Source organism: Nisaea sp., assembly GCF_040217065.1.
Classification (GTDB): domain Bacteria; phylum Pseudomonadota; class Alphaproteobacteria; order Thalassobaculales; family Thalassobaculaceae; genus Nisaea.
Genome location: NZ_JAVJNX010000004.1, coordinates 420,129 through 435,629, shown reverse-complemented (window position 1 = coordinate 435,629; position 15,501 = coordinate 420,129). Strand labels below are relative to the sequence as shown.

The 15,501-nt window shown below is 60.4% G+C and carries 17 protein-coding genes and 1 tRNA gene; 12 read left to right on the top strand and 6 right to left on the bottom strand.

The window, feature by feature from the left end; translation table 11 throughout:
• The first annotated feature begins 107 nt into the window (after window positions 1–107).
• The 8 genes from RH950_RS03540 (at window position 108) to ptsN (ending at window position 6,446) form a co-directional block, all read left to right on the top strand.
• Window positions 108–194: transfer RNA gene (locus RH950_RS03540), tRNA-Leu, on the top strand.
• Between the two features lie 167 nt (window positions 195–361).
• On the top strand, window positions 362–973 hold the full coding sequence (locus RH950_RS03535) for a ribonuclease D (RefSeq protein ID WP_350053766.1): 612 nt from the start codon (window positions 362–364) through the stop codon (window positions 971–973).
• 171 nt (window positions 974–1,144) lie between these two features.
• Complete coding sequence (gene lptC, locus RH950_RS03530) at window positions 1,145–1,852, top strand: LPS export ABC transporter periplasmic protein LptC (protein ID WP_350053764.1); 708 nt, start codon at window positions 1,145–1,147, stop codon at window positions 1,850–1,852.
• Window positions 1,852–2,691, top strand: coding sequence for an LptA/OstA family protein (locus RH950_RS03525; protein WP_350053762.1), 840 nt, complete (start codon window positions 1,852–1,854; stop codon window positions 2,689–2,691). The genes lptC and RH950_RS03525 overlap by 1 nt, the downstream gene beginning before the upstream one ends.
• Before the next feature lie 45 nt (window positions 2,692–2,736).
• Window positions 2,737–3,531, top strand: coding sequence for an LPS export ABC transporter ATP-binding protein (gene lptB, locus RH950_RS03520; RefSeq protein WP_350053760.1), 795 nt, complete (start codon window positions 2,737–2,739; stop codon window positions 3,529–3,531).
• A gap of 11 nt (window positions 3,532–3,542) precedes the next feature.
• Window positions 3,543–5,126, top strand: a complete 1,584-nt coding sequence (gene rpoN / locus RH950_RS03515; protein ID WP_350053758.1) for an RNA polymerase factor sigma-54 — start codon at window positions 3,543–3,545, stop codon at window positions 5,124–5,126.
• Between the two features lie 174 nt (window positions 5,127–5,300).
• Window positions 5,301–5,879 (top strand): ribosome hibernation-promoting factor, HPF/YfiA family, encoded by a 579-nt coding sequence (gene hpf / locus RH950_RS03510; RefSeq protein WP_350053756.1) that lies wholly within the window; start codon window positions 5,301–5,303, stop codon window positions 5,877–5,879.
• Window positions 5,880–5,981: 102 nt separating this feature from the next.
• Window positions 5,982–6,446: a PTS IIA-like nitrogen regulatory protein PtsN gene (gene ptsN, locus RH950_RS03505; protein ID WP_350053754.1), complete on the top strand. Its 465-nt coding sequence runs from the start codon at window positions 5,982–5,984 to the stop codon at window positions 6,444–6,446.
• 54 nt (window positions 6,447–6,500) lie between these two features.
• Here ptsN and RH950_RS03500 read toward each other — a convergent pair whose 3' ends face one another.
• The 3 genes from RH950_RS03500 to RH950_RS03490 all read right to left on the bottom strand — a co-directional run bounded on the left by RH950_RS03500 (window position 6,501) and on the right by RH950_RS03490 (window position 8,241).
• Window positions 6,501–6,734, bottom strand: a complete 234-nt coding sequence (locus RH950_RS03500; RefSeq protein WP_350053752.1) for a hypothetical protein — start codon at window positions 6,732–6,734, stop codon at window positions 6,501–6,503.
• 58 nt (window positions 6,735–6,792) lie between these two features.
• Window positions 6,793–7,257: an Hsp20 family protein gene (locus RH950_RS03495; RefSeq protein ID WP_350053750.1), complete on the bottom strand. Its 465-nt coding sequence runs from the start codon at window positions 7,255–7,257 to the stop codon at window positions 6,793–6,795.
• A 180-nt stretch (window positions 7,258–7,437) separates the two neighbouring features.
• Entirely contained in the window at window positions 7,438–8,241 is an 804-nt protein-coding gene (locus RH950_RS03490) for a protein phosphatase CheZ (RefSeq protein WP_350053747.1), read from the bottom strand.
• Window positions 8,242–8,498: 257 nt separating this feature from the next.
• On the opposite strand from RH950_RS03490, the gene RH950_RS03485 reads away from it, so the two are divergent.
• The 4 genes from RH950_RS03485 (at window position 8,499) to RH950_RS03470 (ending at window position 12,531) form a co-directional block, all read left to right on the top strand.
• The gene (locus RH950_RS03485; RefSeq protein WP_350053745.1) at window positions 8,499–9,449 is read left to right on the top strand and encodes a hypothetical protein; all 951 of its coding nucleotides are present in this window, start codon (window positions 8,499–8,501) and stop codon (window positions 9,447–9,449) included.
• Window positions 9,450–9,558: 109 nt separating this feature from the next.
• Complete coding sequence (locus RH950_RS03480; RefSeq protein ID WP_350053743.1) at window positions 9,559–10,986, top strand: pentapeptide repeat-containing protein; 1,428 nt, start codon at window positions 9,559–9,561, stop codon at window positions 10,984–10,986.
• A gap of 13 nt (window positions 10,987–10,999) precedes the next feature.
• Window positions 11,000–11,464 carry an MmcB family DNA repair protein gene (locus RH950_RS03475; RefSeq protein WP_350053741.1) on the top strand — a complete coding sequence of 155 codons (465 nt, stop codon included), beginning with the start codon at window positions 11,000–11,002 and terminating at the stop codon, window positions 11,462–11,464.
• 491 nt (window positions 11,465–11,955) lie between these two features.
• The gene (locus RH950_RS03470) at window positions 11,956–12,531 is read left to right on the top strand and encodes an NUDIX hydrolase (protein WP_350053739.1); all 576 of its coding nucleotides are present in this window, start codon (window positions 11,956–11,958) and stop codon (window positions 12,529–12,531) included.
• A gap of 27 nt (window positions 12,532–12,558) precedes the next feature.
• Here the strand turns inward: RH950_RS03470 and RH950_RS03465 are convergent, their stop codons facing one another.
• From RH950_RS03465 to RH950_RS03455, 3 genes are all read right to left on the bottom strand, one after another.
• On the bottom strand, window positions 12,559–13,533 hold the full coding sequence (locus tag RH950_RS03465) for an FkbM family methyltransferase (protein ID WP_350053737.1): 975 nt from the start codon (window positions 13,531–13,533) through the stop codon (window positions 12,559–12,561).
• A 151-nt stretch (window positions 13,534–13,684) separates the two neighbouring features.
• Window positions 13,685–14,575 (bottom strand): MBL fold metallo-hydrolase, encoded by an 891-nt coding sequence (locus RH950_RS03460; protein ID WP_350053735.1) that lies wholly within the window; start codon window positions 14,573–14,575, stop codon window positions 13,685–13,687.
• A gap of 4 nt (window positions 14,576–14,579) precedes the next feature.
• On the bottom strand, window positions 14,580–15,431 hold the full coding sequence (locus tag RH950_RS03455; RefSeq protein ID WP_350053733.1) for a fumarylacetoacetate hydrolase family protein: 852 nt from the start codon (window positions 15,429–15,431) through the stop codon (window positions 14,580–14,582).
• Window positions 15,432–15,501 lie beyond the last annotated feature (70 nt).

Genomic DNA, 15,501 nt, shown 5'->3' with positions numbered 1-15,501 from the left:
GGACGGCCGGCGACCGGATTGCCGACCCGCAGCAAAAAGCCTTTGACAGACGCGCCGCGTGCTGGCATTTACCCGGCCTCACCGGCGGACACGTTTCCCGCCGTTGTGCCCAGGTGGCGGAATTGGTAGACGCGCTGGCTTCAGGTGCCAGTGGCCGCAAGGTCGTGGAAGTTCGAGTCTTCTCCTGGGCACCATCTCTTCCGAAGTCGCAAAATGCGCCGGGTTTTGTATGATCCGCTTCCGCTCCGCGGCAGCGTCTTCCCGAAAGAAATAGCAAAACGGTTGGCGGGTCCCGATATTCTGTCGTAGGACCTGATTTTGCGCGCGGTCATTTCCGGCCGCTGACGGGACGGAGCACCTGATGACCATCACTTTGCACAAGGGCGATCTGCCGGACGGTCTTGATCTCGGACCTGTGGTCGCGATCGACAGCGAAACCATGGGGCTGCGGCCGGAGCGTGACCGGCTTTGCCTGGTGCAGCTGTCTTCCGGCGACGGCAATGCCCATCTGGTGCAGTTTTCCCAGGGCGCCTACGACGCGCCGAATCTGTCCCGGCTGCTGACCGATCCGGATGTCCTGAAGCTGTTCCATTTTGCCCGTTTCGATGTGGCCGTCATGCAGGCCTATCTCGGCGTGGTGACCGGGCCGGTCTATTGCACGAAGATCGCGTCCAAGCTGGTGCGGACCTATACGGACCGTCACGGCCTGAAGGATCTGTGCCGGGAATTGCTCGGTGTCGACATGTCGAAACAGCAGCAATCCTCGGACTGGGGCGCGGAGACGCTGACCGAGGAGCAGATGGCCTATGCTGCGTCCGACGTCCTGTATCTGCACAAGATGCGGGAGGAACTGGACCGTCGTCTGGTGCGTGAGGGCCGGGACGGGATTGCCGCGGCGAGCTTCGCCTATCTGCCGGTCCGCGCCGCTCTCGATCTGATCGGCTATGGCGGGGAAGATATTTTCGCTCATTGACCGCGGAACTATCGGGTTTCGTTGACCCTTTGCCGGGTATTCGCCATACTTCGGGTGTAAGACAAGCAATTGTCGGGCCAATAAGGGGCGCATGACGGTGCCAGCGCGAAGAAAGCGGTGCCGCGAGCGGGATTCAAGGATGATTCCCGCGGATTCATGAAAGAGGACTGGATGGCCGACCACGCTGCGGGAAATATGGGTGAGAAACTCGTCGGGCGACGCTTCGTTTCAAGCGGTCCGCGGGCGCTCAGGGCCGCCCAGTTTCGTGCCAGCCGGACCGTTGTCCTGATGAAACTGATCCTCCCGGCATTGGCGCTGGCCATCATCGCCCTGATCGTGAGCTGGCCGCAATTGATCCCGGACCACACAAAATTCCGACTCGGCGACAATGTGAAGAGCGTGCTGGCCGCCGCAACGGACGGGCTCAGCATGGACCAGCCGCGCTATGTCGGGGTGGACGAGGCACATCGTCCCTACGAGGTCACTGCGTCCCGCGCGAGCCAGGCGTCGCATGACGGCGATCAGCTTGATCTGGTCAATCCGCAGGCGGATCTGGCGGTCAATGACGAGGAATGGATGGCGCTTTCCGCGGCCACTGGAATCTATGACAAGGTGCAGAAAACGATCGATCTTTCCGGTGGTGTGACGGTGTTTCACGACCGGGGCTACACGGTGACGTCCGACACGGCGCGGGTATTGCTGAATGAGGGACTGGCGACGAGCGACGATCCGGTCAGCGCCCACGGCCAGGGCGGTATCGTGACCGGCGAGGGCTTCCGGATCTATGACGGGGGAGAGCGCGTCATTTTCATCGGGAAAAGCAAGCTGACCCTGTATCCGGATCATCTCCAGGGGCTTGAGGCCCGGGGTGTGAAGTGATGCGTGACCCGCTTTTCGGGCCGCGCTTCGGGAGTTTTCTCGGCGCCGCCATTTTCGTTGCCGTGATCTCATTGGGCTCTCCCGATGCCCGCGGCCAGTCCCTGCAGAGCGGCGACGGTGACCAGGGGCCGGTGACCGTCGAGGCAGACAACGGTATCGAATGGATCCGCGACGAGCAGATGTATGTCGCGCGCGGCAATGCCAAGGCCGAGCGGAATGGCGTGACGGTCGCGGCGGATACGCTGACGGCGCTGTATCGAGAACAGAAGGGCGCCACGGATATCTACCGGATCGAGGCGATCGGAAATGTGGTGATCTCCTCCGAGAAGCAGACCGGCTATGGCGAGCGCGCCGTCTACGACCTGGACGAGGCGGTCGCCGTCCTGCTGGGCGCAAAGACGCCGCCGCGGCTGGAGACGGGTACCGAAACCATCACGGCGCAGGACAGTCTGGAATACTGGGATCAGCGCCAGATCGCCGTGGCCCGGGGCAATGCCGTGGCAAAGAAGGAAGACCGGACGATCCGGGCGGACACGCTGATCGCCCGGTTTGAAAAGGATTCGACGGGCACCCTGGTGGCGACACGCATGGATGCGGTCGGCAATGTCGTGATCTCCACGGCCGAGGAGGTCGCGCGGGGCGATGAAGGCATCTACAATGTTATTTCTGAGACCGCTGTCCTGCAGGGAAATGTCCGGATCACCCGAGGCGAGAACCAGCTGAATGGCGAACGGGCCGAAGTCAACCTGAAGACCGGTATCAGCAAATTGCTGGCCGGTCCGAACGGCACGCGACAGCGGGTCAGGGGATTGTTCAATCCGAAGACGGGCATCAAATGACCCGTCACGGCAATAGGCACACCGGAAAGCGGGGCTAGGCTAGGGATGAACGACAGTAATAGCGCTGCGGCGGACAGTTCGTCGGGAGCTGGCGGTGGCCCGCGCCTGGTCAGCAAGAATCTCGGGCTTGTCGCCCGGAATCTCGGCAAGCGGTACAAGTCACGGCCGGTATTGCGCGATGTCAGCCTTTCCGTGCAGCGTGGAGAGGCCGTTGGCCTGCTTGGCCCGAACGGCGCGGGCAAAACCACCTGCTTTTATGTCATTACCGGGCTGATTGCCGCCGATTACGGCTCCATCCATCTTGATGGCGCGGATATTTCGGACCTGCCCATGTACCGGCGGGCCCGGCTCGGGATCGGGTATCTTCCCCAGGAAGCCTCGATTTTTCGCGGGCTGACGGTCGAGCAGAATATCCGGGCGGTACTGGAAGTGGTCGAGGAAAATCCCGGCAAGCGGGATGCCCTGCTGGAAGACCTTCTGGCGGAATTCTCGATCAGCCATCTGCGCCGGACGCCGGCCATCGCACTGTCGGGTGGTGAGCGGCGCCGGGTGGAGATTGCCCGCGCCCTGGCGTCACATCCGAGTTTCATTCTGCTCGATGAACCCCTGGCGGGCATCGACCCGATCGCCGTCAGCGAGATCCGCGACCTGATTTCCCATCTCAAGGACCGCGGCATCGGTGTGTTGATCACCGATCACAATGTCCGCGAGACCCTGGATATCGTCGACCGCGCCTTCATTCTGCACGATGGAAAGGTGCTGATGGACGGCGTGCCGGATGAGATTGTTTCCAATCACGACGTGCGCCGGGTGTATCTCGGCGAACGTTTCCGGCTTTAGGGAGACCGTCCTTGGCGCTCTCAGCCAGACTGGACCTCAGACAGTCTCAGAATCTGGTCATGACGCCACAGCTGCAGCAGGCGATCAAACTGCTGCAGTTCAACAATCTTGAACTGAATGAATTCGTCGAAGCCGAGATCGAGCAGAACCCGCTGCTGGAGCGCAATGACGGCGACGGGCCGGCAACCCTTGAAGCGCTCGAGGCGGACAATCTCGCGGCCTATGACAAGGCGATCGAGGGTGAGGCTGTGCCCGGCGCCGCGGCCGACAGCGGCTGGGACGAGGCGCCTGACGGCCCGGATACCATGGACCGGACGAGCGCGGAATCCCTGCCCGCAACCGGCGACGATCCCGGCGATTCGGACTATGACAACAACTGGAGCAGCGCCAGCGTCGAAGAGGCGGATCCGTCCCTGTCCCCGACGCTCGGCAGCTGGGAAAGCGCCGGCAGCGGCGGCGGGCGCGGCGGCGGCGAGGATATGCCGGGTCTGGAAGAAACCGTCCGGCAGAACAAGACGCTGCGTGAGCATCTGCTGGAGCAGGTCTCGCTCGATATCGCCCGGCCGGATGAGCGCATCATCGCGGCCGACCTGCTCGATTCGCTGGATGATGCCGGTTATTACACCGGCGAGCTGCAGGATGTGGCCGAGCGTCTCGTCTGTCCGCTCGATGCGGTCGAGGCGGTGCTCGGAAAACTGCAGTCCCTCGATCCGCCCGGTATCTTTGCCCGGACCCTGTCGGAATGCCTTGCCCTGCAGCTGAAGGACCGGAACCGGCTCGACCCGGCGATTCAGGCCCTGCTCGACAATCTGCCGCTGCTGGCCAAGCGCGATATGCAGGGGTTGCTGAAGGTCTGCGGCGTCGATGCCGAGGACATGACCGAGATGATCGAGGAGATCCGCTCCCTCAACCCGAAACCGGGCCTGGCCTTCGAACCCGACAACAGCGAGGCGATGGTCCCGGACGTGCTGGTCCGGCCGGCGCCGAACGGCACCTGGATCGTCGAACTCAATCCCGACACCCTGCCGCGGGTTCTGGTGAATAACGCCTATCTCTCGCAAGTCAGCCGGGCGCCGAAGCACAAGTCGGACCGGGAATATCTGAGCGAGTGTCACCAATCGGCCAACTGGCTCGTGCGCTCGCTGCACCAGCGGGCGACGACGATCCTGAAAGTGGCCGGCGAAATCGTCCGCCAGCAGGATGGTTTCTTCCAGAATGGCGTGCAGTATCTGCGGCCGCTTGTGCTGCGGGACATCGCCGCGGCGATCGAAATGCACGAAAGCACAGTCAGCCGTGTCACCTCGAATAAATTCATGGCGACGCCGCGCGGTATTTACGAACTTAAATACTTCTTCACCAGTGCGATTGCATCATCTGCGGGTGGCGACGCCCTTTCCGCGGAAGCGGTCCGGTTCAAAATCAAGAAGTTGATCGACGAGGAACCACCGACAAAAGTGTTATCAGATGATCGCATCGTGGAGATACTAAGGGGCGACGGCGTCGATATCGCGCGGCGAACAATTGCCAAATATCGCGAAGCGATGAAAATACCCTCGTCGGTTCAGAGGAGGCGTGAAAAGTCGATGCGAATTTGATCCTAGTGTCGGGCACTTAGGAAACCGGTAAGCGCAATGCTTGACTCTCCCCTTGGGCGCGAATAAGTTCCGCGCCTTCGCTGGCGGGGCGGCGGTCAGGCTGAATTCTCACCGGTGCTTGCGAGCTCCGAGCCAGACACAGACAGGTCAGATTCAATCGACCGCGAAAGAAGCATGCAATTATCGATTAACGGCAAGCAGATCCAGGTCAGCGACGCGCTCAAGGAACATATCGAGCGTCTGGTTACCGCGATCTCAGAAAAATATTTCGGCGATCCTCTGGACGGAAGCGTGACCGTTTCCAAGGAAGGGAACGATTTCCGCACCGATATCGCGGTCCATGTCGGACGCGACATGTTTGTGCGCGGCCAGGGTATGGCGGGCGATGCCTACGCCTCCGCGGATCAGGCGGGTGAACATATCGACAAGCGCCTGCGCCGCTTCAAGCGCCGCGTCCGTGATCATCATCGCGGGAACGGTGGCGCGAAAGTTGCAGCGCAACAGTATGTCCTTGCGGCGGACCACGTGCCCTCGGAACCCTCGGTAGAGGATGAGTGGCAGCCGGTCGTTGTCGCGGAGATGACCACGTCGATCGAAGATCTTTCGGTTGAAGAGGCCGTGATGCGCCTTGAGCTCGGCGAACTCACGATTGTGATGTTCCGGAACCGGGCGCATGGCGAGATGAACGTGATCTACCGTCGGAGTGACGGTAATATCGGTTGGATTGATCCGAAGGGGCTGGCTCAGGGCTGAGCCGGATCCCAGGTAGATCGGCACGGCGCCCAGGCGGCTGACGAGAGTCAGCAGGAGCCTGGCGGGCCGCGCCATAGATGGAGCACAAGCAGGGTAGACACGATGGAAATCGCGGACATCCTTTTCCCCGAGGGGGTTCTCCCTCATTTGAAGGTCACATCCAAGAAGCAGGCACTGCAGGAGCTTTCCCGCCGTGCTGCCGATGTGACCGGACTTGAGCAGAGAGCGATCTTTGACGTGCTGCTGGAGCGCGAGCGCCTCGGCACGACCGGCATGGGTGATGGCATTGCCATCCCCCATGGCAAGCTGCCGGCGCTTGACCGGCTCTATGCCGTGTTCGCGCGCGCCGACCGCGCCGTTGAGTTCGATGCGATCGACGACAAGCCGGTGGATATTATTTTTCTCTTGCTGGCGCCTGAATCCGCTGGTGCGGATCACCTGAAGGCGTTGGCGCGGGTATCCCGCCTGCTGCGGGACAAGGGCATCTGCGAGAAGATCCGTGGTGCCGACAGCGTCGACGCGATCTATGCCCTGTTGACAGAAGCAACGGCCAGTAACGCGGCCTGAGGCCGCCTTGCGCCCTACCGGTATTCCCGGAGGAATTCCTGTTGTGGCGGCGCCCTACTGGATGCGCGCCGCCTGCATCTCATTTTCGGCGATGATGGTGACGGCAGCCTCCCAACTGGGCGCGTCGGCAACCAGAAGCCCGTCGGCCGTGCGGATTTCGAAATTCTCCTCACCGTCGCTCGTCACCGGTTTCACAAAGGCGACATCAAACAGCCCGAGGGCTGCGAAGTCCCGTGAACTCAGGCGGCGTACGCTGTTCAGTCCGCTCATCTCGGTTCCCATCTGCATCTCCGTCTTCCGGACACTGTCCCGGATGTCCTGATTCCAATCGATCGACCGACAAAAGTCAGTCGGCGCGCTCGACATCGAGTTTCTTCGCCGTGCTCGACGACGGAATTGTTCTACCGGCGTTGATCTGTATGGTCTGCACTTTCACTTCCGGCATCGGGCGCCGGAGATCGATGTGGAGCAGGCCATTGTCGAGGTCCGCAGATTCGACTTCAATGCCTTCCGCCAGCACAAAGGTGCGCTGGAACTGGCGCGCTGCGATGCCCCGATGCAGGTAGACTCTGTCATCTTCCTCGCTTTGCCGTCCGCGGATAACCAGCTGGTTGTCCTCGATCTGCACCGAGAGCTCGTCGGAGCTGAATCCGGCGACTGCAAGCGTTATACGCAGCCCTGCAGCCGTCGTCTGCTCAATATTGTACGGCGGATAACCGTCGGCGGTGGACTTCGATATCCGGTCAAGGGTTCGTTCGAAATGATCGAAACCGAGCAAGAGCGGAGAACTAAAAACAGACATACGCGACATGGGACCAACCCCTCATGGCATGAGCGAGACGATCTGCGAGCCCGCGCGAGCGGCACTCAGGGCGCGCATCCTCATTGATCACGCGCCCACCTCATGTAGGTGATCGGCCCGCCGGGATCAAGATCCCCGACTCATCCTCTGGTCCTGCCGTGCACGCATTCTTTGGCGCGAATGTCCGGTCTAGTCGAACAGGGCGTCGATATCGTCCTGACTGAGGCCCTGGCTGCCAAGCGCCGGGCCGTTGAGCAGACCCTCTTCCTCCTCTGTCACGCCGCTCCCGGATTCGTCTTCTGGAATCGGCAGATCCCTGAAGGCCTCAAGGCCGCCCCAGATATCGATCATGGCGAGGATGCGGCTTTCGATGAAGCGCAATGTCTTGACCACCTGATTGATCCGCTGGCCGGTAAGGTCCTGGAAGCTGCAGGCCTCGATGATCGAGATGAGCTGGTTGGAGGCTTGATCGATCAGCTGCTGCACTTCGGGGTCGTCGAGCGTGAAGCCGTGGATCTGTTTCAGGGTGCCTTCGATGGCATCGACCGACGTCATGATTTCATTGGTCGCGGTTTCGGTGGTCTGCACGATCGTGTCCAGTTGCAGGGAGGCGGTCTGCATCTGGTCTTCCGCGGACATCGGATGCTTGATCGCGGCAATCTGCGTTTTCGCCTTGCCGATGGATCGCACCATCTGCGCGATCTCGACGCGCAAATCGTGATCGATATCGTTTTGATCGATACCGCTTTCCGTCTCTTCCGGTTCGACCGGCGGGGCGGGATGTGCCGGGGCCGGAACGCCCATGCCAAGAGTCTTTCGGATCTCGGAAAGCTCGGTTCTCAAGCTGGAAATCTCGGCCAGAAGGGCTTGTTCGAAGGCGTTGGAGGAGAACGCTGCCGTTACACCGTTGGGCGAGGTAGGTGACTGGACCGGCTCGCCACGCGCTTGAGCGCGGCGCTCCACTGAGAAGAGTTTTCCCTTAGCTTCACCCACGGCGCACCCTCAGCACTTGTTGGACTTTCAGACCGCGCGGCTCGTCTTGAGGACGCGACCTTCTTCAATTTACACCATACCCGGAGCGTTCCTAATTTTCCGTTAATCAATTTCCACTATTAATCGACTTGCAAAGAGGTACGTTGAGATAGAGCAGCAACAATGTTAGCAATTCGTTTAATGCTTCTGATGCATGATGTCTTCAATACGACGGGGCAATCAGCCCGTGGCCGTGTGCCTGATGGTGTGGAGCAAAAATGACTGCTGCTGAAGAAGAAGGCGCGCTGGATCCATCCACGCACTTCGCTTTCGAGCATAGAATTTTCAAGGTAAATGGCGCTCATTTCATGTTGAGCGGCCAGGACCGGACCGCGGCCTTGCGGGTGAAGGTCGGCGACCTTGAGGCGTCTGTCCCGCTTGAGTCCCTGTGCACCGAGTTCGGCATCGATGAAGATTCCCAGGACGGCAAACTGCTCGTCACGGTTCGCAAAGGCCTGAATTACGTCAAGGATATTCGCCCCGGTGACACGATCCCGCGTGAGCTGCTTGACGGTTCCGCCAGCTGGTCGATCGAGGAAAAGCATCTTGAGCGCGCCAAGAACCGGCTGATGGCCCAGATCGCCAAGTGGGTGTCCGGCGAAGATGTCTTCATGCCGGGCGAAGCCGATATCCAGGCTGAAATGGCGAAGCCGGAGACAAAGGAGCGGATTCAGAAGGGCATCGCCGATATTGCCGAGAAACTTGGGCTGGGCGCGGACCGCAAGCAGGAAGTGATCGATCTGGTGGACCGGGTTGCCCGGGAACTCGCCTATATCGAAGCCCTGCGCGACCGTTTTACCCATGCGGGCGCGATCCAGAACAAGCTGCTTCAGGTGGCGGCTCTGCACCGGGGCGATCGCCAGTTCGTCAGCGAGGTGCAGCGCGTCAGAACATTGATGGAGCCGCCTATTCGTGATTTCAGCTTCATTTTCGATCAGGTCGACGCCCAGACCGGTGAAATTCTCACGGTCCTGAAGAGCTACGACAAGCAGATCAATTTCATTCGCGAGATGCGCGACGAACTGCACAAGAAGATCATGATCTGGGATGAGGTGATCGAGACATGGGAAATCGATCTGTCATCCCGTTCCAAAGGTATCCGCGAGGCCGTTCAGTCAACGTATCGCTTCGTCGCGTACAATTTTCCGCAAGCTCAGGATTGGATGTAGCGCGTCCTTTTCGAGTATTGTTTTGAGATCCGGGCTCAAGACATATTTACTGCATGAACCGCACGGCGATTTCCAGCTGGTGCACAGAGTCGGAGAGTAGGCGCGCTTCTTGCCAGGAAAAAAGCCTGACGATGAGACAGTAACGGGTATCCCGTCCGAGGTTGCATGGGCCGCGTCGGAAAAGCGGCTGGATCTCGGTCCGTCGGCAACCGACGACCTTCCCCTGAAGCGTATTTCCGCTCCGGAACTTGAAGATGTCATCGAGCGCCACGGCATGTTTCTGCGCGGGCAGACCGGAGGCGGCCGTGCCAACCTACCGGGATATGATCTCAAGTTCATGAATCTTGCCGGCAAGGATTTGCGCGGCGCCGAACTCTCGGGCTCGTCCCTGCGCGGCGCCGATGTCCGGGGAGCAAACCTGCAGACAGCAAACCTGTTCGCCTGCGACATGCGCGAGACCATCCTCCAGGGAACAGATCTCTCCCGCGCGGATCTGCGCGGGGCCTGCATGCGCGGGGCCGATCTCTGCGATGTGCTGCTGATGGAAGCGGATCTCCGGGACGGCGTGCTGCTGAAACCGGACCGGAAAGGCAATCTCGTCGCGGTGACCTACAATACTGTCGATGCCGATCTCGCCGTCGCCAATGCGACCCGCGCGGATATGAGCGGTGCCCGGCTTTCAAACGCCTTTATCGTGCAGACCGATCTGACCGATGCAAAGCTGCGCAATACGCGCTTCGTCCGGGCGGATCTCAGTCACTCCAACCTGACGGGGGCGGACCTGGAAGGGGCGGACCTGACCGAAGCGGTGTTGACCGGGGCCATTCTAAACGGCGCCATCCTGTATAACGTGATTTTCAGTGGCACGGACCTGACCGATGCGGATCTGGCCGGGGCCGTGTTCTCCAACATGAACCCGAGCGATCCCGAGTTCCGCCTGGCACGGATGCCGAAGCTGCTGGATACCCTGGGCCCGGAAATGTCGGATATCATGGTCCGCCATGATGTCTGGATCAAAAGCAACGGCAAGAAGGGCGAGCGGGCCAACCTGGCACGGCGGGATATCAGCCGCCAGAGCCTGAGCCGCCTCAATCTGGCGGCGGCGAACATGGAGTGCTGTGTGCTGACGGGGGCCGATCTCTCCGGAACCAATCTGCTGATGACGGATATGGCGCTGGCGGATTTGCGGACGGCGGATCTCTCGAACGCGGACTTGCGCGGGGTCACCATGCGCCGCGCCAATCTGATGGAGGCGCGGCTTGTCGGGGTACAGGCAAGTCCGGTGCAAATCGTCGGGGCGAAGACACAGCGCTGGCCGGCGCATTTTGAGCGCGCCCGCTTCGACAATGCCGTGCTGCGCGGCGGCGATTTCCATCAGGCGGAAATGAGCGGCGCGGTTTTCAACGGTGCTGACCTGCGCGATTGCGATCTGCGCAACGCGGTGCTCCGCGATGCGGATTTCGACGGCGCGGATCTGCGTGGCGCGGATCTCTCCGGGGCGGACACGCGCGGGGCGAGCAATCTCAAGCTGGATTGACGGGGCGTCTGCCATGCCTGCCCCTCCCGAAACAAGTGTGCGCCGCCCTGAAGTGACTCTGCAGGTGACTCGCGGGGTCACACGGCTTCTCAGCAATCTCGGCTGGTGCCATGTCACCGAAATGCCGCTTCGATCCGGGCGCCGGGTCGATGTCATGGCACTCGATGCTTCGGGCGAGATTGCGATCGTCGAGGTCAAGTCCGATCTGGCTGATTATCGTGCGGACGGCAAATGGCACGAATATCTCGAGTTCTGCGACCGGTTCTATTTCGCCGTCGCGCCGGATTTCCCGCGCGAATTTCTGCCACATGACCCGCATTGCGGTCTGATTCTCGCCGATCACTATGATGCCGTGATCTTTCGGGAGGCGGAGGCCAGCAAACTAGCCGCCGCGCGCCGCAAAGCCCTGACCTTGAAACTGGCGCGAACGGCTGCGCGCCGTCTTGCCGCTCTATTGGATGCGCCGTTGATGAGCTGAGCGTTCACGGCGCAATCATGTTTCATTCATTCCGTTTTGGAGATAATGGCTTGCGTTTTTTGTCATCCATGCTGTAGGCGCAATTGTGCGTTGCGGTATATGCGGATGTTGCGGAGCAGCATCCCGCCTATATTCGGATCATCGAACAGTCCACCTACGGAAGGAATACGGACATGAACCAGATCAACATCACGCAGACCATCCTGACCTGTGCTGGTATTCTCGGGCTCATCGGCTCTGTTGCCTATTACGGCGCGATGAATAGCCTCTAGAGACCGCCTTTTCGGAAGGGCACGAACAGGGTTGGAGGTCTCACCACAACCGGCCTAGACTGGGTGACTTCAACTTTACCCGGTCACCATTGTCCCATGAGACGTGCCCCGCCGAAATCCCTGCCCGGACTCGCTGAGCCCGGACAGAAACCCGTTCGCCCGAAAGATTCCGGGAGCCTTATCATTCTGCGACGAAGCGGGGATGGGCTTGAGGTCTTGATGGGGCGACGGGGAAAGAAAGCCGTCTTCGGCGGCGTCTTCGTCTTTCCTGGCGGCAAGGTCGATGCTGCGGACCGCTCCGTCGGTGTCGCTTCCGATCTCGCGCCCGAACTCTTGACCCGTATTTCCAAGGATCAGCGCCGCGCGCGGGCATTCTCCGTGGCTGCGGTCCGTGAAACCTTCGAGGAAACCGGCTTGCTGCTGGCGGGGCCGGCAGATATCGGATCGACGAGACACGAGACGTGGCTGGATTTCGCCGCGCGCGGCATCGCGCCGGATCTCGCAAAACTTGGCTATGTCGGTCACGCGATCACGCCGTCAAAGCGCAAGGCGCGTTTCAATGCCCGGTTTTTCTTTGCCTGGGCCGAGCACATGTCGGGCGAACTCGGCGGGAGTGGCGAGCTGGCTGATCTCGATTTTTTCCCGTTGCATGAGGCACTCAAGCTTCCTCTGGTGGATGTGACCGAGTTCATGCTGCTGGAAATCCAACGCCGCAACAAAGAAAAGCTGAGGCCGAGAGAGACATACCCCTTCTTCAGTTATCGCACGGAATCACCCTATATCCGGTATAGCTGAGGGTTTGGCTGGCGCGGGCTTTCGCCGTTACCTGGGCTGGACCAGGACGTTGAAAACGGCCGATTGCTCGATGCAGTCTATCTGTTCCAGCCCCAGGTCGGCCAAGTCGGAAAAATCCTGTTCCGCAGTGCTTTTGTAGCACTCGAGAATGATCTTGGTGCGGTCTCTGCGGATCAGGTCCAGGACCGACCTGATGATGCGCAGCTCCGCGCCTTCGACATCCATCTTTATGAAATCGACCCGTTCCGGCCAAAGCTCCCGCAAGGCGCGTTTCGGAATCGCCGGTCCGATGCCTTTCATGGCTTCGCGACTGCTCGCCAGGTTGATCCGCTGCACCATGTTGAGCATGCCGTCTTCGGAATCAACAGCCACTTCGAGATTTGACGCATCGATATTTTTCAAACCGTTAAGGGCGATGTTCCGGCGCAGCAGGTCGCAGGTTATTCTAATGGGCTCAAACACATGCACAGTCGAGCCTGGGCGGGCCGTCGCCAACGCGATGGCGTGGTTGCCGACATTTGCCCCGAGATCGAGGACGATATCGGTTTCCCCGATATGCTTCAGAATAAGCTCGACCTCTTCCGGCTCGTAGAGTTTTTGCCGGATATGCTGAATCTCGAGCTCGCTGTTGTGCCCCGAGATCGCGAATTTCAGTGTCCTACCCCGGAACGGAACCTCTGCAACGTCTTTTCCAGAGCGCAGGAAAGTGGAGATTTCCTGGCAGGCGATGAGGTTCAGATAGAGGAGGGGATGCTGGACTTTGAGATCATCATTGCTGAGGAGGTTGCTGCAGATCCCGAGCACTTTGTCGTATCGCTTCAGCGCCAGATTGATGAGCGCCAGCTCCCCGAGATACAATGCTGTCCTCTGCGGTGTCGATTGCTGCTGGATCGCTTTCGATAATATTTCTTCGGCGTCATCATAACGCCCTTCGTTCTCAGCATTGTAAACCGCCACCAAAATGGCCTGATGGATGTCGATTTCCTGCTTTTTATCGTTCATAAAATGAAATTCACCGAAAAGAATACGGGAGCATCCAAAAGACGGCGCTCAATTGAGAATTCTACAATTCCACCACGTTGTTTCCAGTCTATTGTTTTTTAAAAACAAAATCACTGGTTAACTAGAAAACTTATCGTGAAACAGGGCCGGCTCATCGTAACCGATAGATGCTCTCTTCATCGGCCGGCGCGCTGCACCAGATTGTCCCGGTCTCGACAAGATGTATCAATGCCGCAAGCAATGAGCGGGCCGCGGCCCCGTGCAATGCGGGCGGCACATCGGCATAGATCACCGGAATCATGTCAGCGATGGTTTCCTGCCCATTCCGGAGACAGGCAAGAATCTCGTCTTCACGGTCCCGGCGGTGGGCGATAAAGGCCTCGACGAAGGGCTTCGGATTGCGGATTGGTCCGCCATGGGTCGGCCAGTAAATTTCGTCGTCCCGGTCAAGCAGCCGGATGAGGCTCCTGAGATAGTCCCCCATATTTCCATCCGGCGGCGAGATCACGCTGGTGGACCAGCCCATGACAAGATCGCCGGGAAACAGGATTTTCCGGTCCGGCCAGGCGAAGGCCAGATGATTTGATGTATGACCCGGCGTGTGCAGGGCTTCGAGCTGCCAGCCGCTGCCCTTGATCATGTCGCGGTCCCCGAGTGTGACATCAGGGACGAAGTCCGCGTCTCCACCGGCCTCAACGCCGTCCAGGCCGCGGCCGTGCGGACCGAAGCCGTAAGTCGGCGCGCCTGTTGCCGCTTTCAGGGCGGCGGCGGCGGGGGAATGGTCGAGATGGGTGTGGGTGACGAGAATATGCGTGACTTTCTCGTCCCCAAGACCGGCCACCAGGCCCGCGACATGGTCCGGCAGATCCGGTCCCGGATCGATCACGGCGACGTCTCCCTCCCCGACGATGAAGGTTGCCGTTCCGCGGAAGGTGAAGGGGCCGGGATTGCGGGCGACGATCCGCCGGAGACCCGGGGCGAGCCGCTCGATAACGCCGTAGGGCGGCTCGAAATCCCTGTCGAAGGGAATGACCGTCGCCACGGGGTCAGGCTTCCGCGACGATGGTGTTGGACAGCAGGCCGATCCTGTCGATCTCGATCACGATCTCGTCGCCGGGCTTCATCCAGACCTGCGGATCCCGGCGGGAGCCGACCCCGCCCGGCGTGCCGGTGACGATCACATCACCCGGTACCAGTTCGGTGAAGGTGCTGATGTAGCTGATCAGCCGGGGAACGGAGAAGATCAGGTCGTCGAGTTTCGTGTGCTGCATGACGGCGCCGTTCAGGCGCGCTTCCATCACCAGGGGGCCGAGATCGTCGATCTCGTCCTTCGTGACCAGATACGGTCCGAACGCGCCGGTGCCGATGAAGTTCTTGCCCGGGGTGAACTGGGTGGTATGGCGCTGCCAGTCCCGCACACTGCCTTCATTGTAGCAGGCATAGCCTGCGACATGATCCATGGCGTCCGCCTCGGCGATATGACGGCCGGGTTTGCCGATGATGACGGCGAGCTCGGCTTCGTAGTCCAGCTTGTCGGAAACCTTCGGCTTGATCAGCGGCTGGCGGTGGCCGATCTGCGAATTGGCAAAGCGGCTGAAGATCGTCGGGTTTTCGACTTCCGGCCAGCCACCCTCAAGGCGGTGTGCCTCGTAATTGAGCCCGACACAGAGGATCTTCTCGGGATCGGGAATAACCGGCAGGAAGTGCGCGTCCGCCAGCGTGGCCGATGGGGCGCTGTCTTTCAGGGCGGCGGCGGCCGAAGCCAGGGCGTCCGCCGCGATGGCGGCTTTCAGGCTCGGGTATCGGGCAAGGGTGTCGGCGTCGACAGCATGCAGCCCCGCGTCGGACGCCAATCCCCAGACCGCCTTGCCGTCCAATTCAAATGTTGCGAACCTCATATGCCGCCTCCCTGGCGTTTTCGTTTGGCTTTGTCGGAAGTCTAGAAATCCTGTCAGCTGCGGTCGATGC